The organism is 'Chrysanthemum coronarium' phytoplasma, assembly GCF_000744065.1.
In the GTDB taxonomy this organism is placed as follows: domain Bacteria; phylum Bacillota_I; class Bacilli_A; order Acholeplasmatales; family Acholeplasmataceae; genus Phytoplasma; species Phytoplasma asteris.
The window spans coordinates 1-1,931 of sequence record NZ_BBIY01000088.1; the positions used below are offsets into that span (position 1 = coordinate 1).

3 protein-coding genes are annotated in these 1,931 nt (G+C 23.2%); 2 read left to right on the top strand and 1 reads right to left on the bottom strand.

Annotated features, from left to right (window positions below; genetic code table 11):
* On the bottom strand, positions 1–300 hold a 300-nt coding region (locus OYV_RS03670; protein ID WP_042068346.1), incomplete at its 3' end, for a hypothetical protein.
* A 429-nt stretch (positions 301–729) separates the two neighbouring features.
* Here OYV_RS03670 and OYV_RS03675 point away from each other — a divergent pair.
* Together OYV_RS03675 and rpmF are read left to right on the top strand one after the other, a co-directional pair.
* Positions 730–1,032, top strand: a complete 303-nt coding sequence (locus tag OYV_RS03675; protein WP_011160572.1) for a hypothetical protein — start codon at positions 730–732, stop codon at positions 1,030–1,032.
* A gap of 318 nt (positions 1,033–1,350) precedes the next feature.
* Positions 1,351–1,557 carry a 50S ribosomal protein L32 gene (rpmF, locus tag OYV_RS03680; RefSeq protein ID WP_011160573.1) on the top strand — a complete coding sequence of 69 codons (207 nt, stop codon included), beginning with the start codon at positions 1,351–1,353 and terminating at the stop codon, positions 1,555–1,557.
* Positions 1,558–1,931 lie beyond the last annotated feature (374 nt).

The window sequence follows — 1,931 nt, forward strand, 5'->3', positions numbered from 1 at the left end:
AATCTTTTCTTTAATATTTTTTATTACTTTGTCCAGGCGGGAATCCCAATCCCCTTCAATTTCTACAAGGTGTAATTTTGGTCCTTGTTGTTCTTGTGTTGGCTCTTCTTGTACTTGTGTTGTTGTTTGTGCTTGTCTTTCTTTTTTTCTCAAACTTATTTTTATACTTGTTTTATAATCATATCTTAATTTAAGATTTGATTGAGCTTTGGTAAAATGAGGGATAATAATAAATAAATTAAATATTATAATAATTAAAAATAAAAGTGTTTTTTTGTTATAAGCATTGGATAAAAACATTTTGGTTAATGCCTTTTTTTAGAAAATTGATAAATTTTTGGAAAAATATCCCCTTCTTTCTTTCTAAAATTGACGGTTTTTTAATTATTTAAGTTAATTATAAAGTATTCATTAGGTTTTTAGTTAGTTAAACCATCAAAAAAGATAAAGGGTTTAAGACATCAAAGACTATTAAATAATTAATAGCCTTTGAATTGATTATTTGATATTTATTTAAATTAATGAAAGATTATAAAATAATGTTATTAAAGAGTAATTTATTCAATTTATACATGTTTGTTAATGGAAAGTGTTTGTTAGTGTGTGTTAGTGTAATTTATTTTGGATTTAGCTGATTGAGCTTCTGTTATTTTGTTATTTTCTGCAATTACATTACCATTTTCATCCACTACTTCATATTGCATAGTTAATTCAAAATCAGCAGTATCGGTGTTATTTTCAACTAAACCATCAAGAGTTAATAATTCTACTTCTAATTTAATTTCTGCTGAAACAAATTTGTTATCTTTGGTAAGAGCAAATTTGGAGTCTTTGGTATATACTTCAAAATCATTGTTATCTTGTGTTTTAACTTTTGCTCCAACTCTAAATTTGTCAGTTTTGTCTACGTCGTTAACTTTGAATGTTGGTAAAAATACTTTTAAGAAACATTTTTTAGTAGTTTCTTTGTTTTCAAAACCTTTTACGGAGGCGAAACATAAAAATGGGGCTTCAACAAAATTAATTTATTAAAAAAACTCAAATTAATTTAGTTATATTGTTGTAATTTGACAAAATAATAATTAAAGTAGAAAATAAATAAGAAAAAAGTAAAAAAAGCTCAAAATAGATTGACAAAACAGCTTTTTTAAGATAAAATAAACTTAGGTTTAAAATTAATTTTTGCACGCTTTGGCATGATTATTAATTTTTTAAGCTTGATTAAAGTGCTAATAATAATTTTTGGCAGTTATTAATTGGGTTTTGATTAACCTTTTATTTGTTAAAAGTTTTATTATTATTTATAATAAATGCTAAAAACAAAAAATTATAAAGAAAGGATTTGATAAAATGGCTGTTCCTTTTAGACGCACCGGAAAAACGGCAAAAAGAAAAAGACGTACTCATTATAAGTTAAGCAATCCTGCTTTGGTACTTTGCAAAGAAACTAATACTTTTACTTTGTCTCACAGAGTTACTAAAAATAGTGGTTATTACAAAGGAAAACTTATTTTGGAAAACAAACCTTCTAAAGCTCAAAAAACAACTGACAATTAATTTATCATTATTAGACAAATTATTTTGTTTAAATAATTTTTTTCTTAGATGACGATATTGTTTTTTCTTATTTGATATTATTTTAATTTATAGTTTTAATATTATTTTAGATTTATTTATTTTTTGATAGTTACTATTTAATTTATTTTAAAAAAATTATTTTATTTTTAAGTGTATAAGATAAAAAAATAAATAAAACCAAGGAGAAGCATAAATGTTATTAAAAAAATCATTATCACACTTTTTACTTACTGTTAGTTTTGTATTTTTAAGTGTGTTTGGGTCTTATGTTGTTTTAGAAGCATCAAAAAAATATCAAGAATCAGATACGGCATCATTTTCTAAAACTTATAATGATAATTCAACGAAATTTT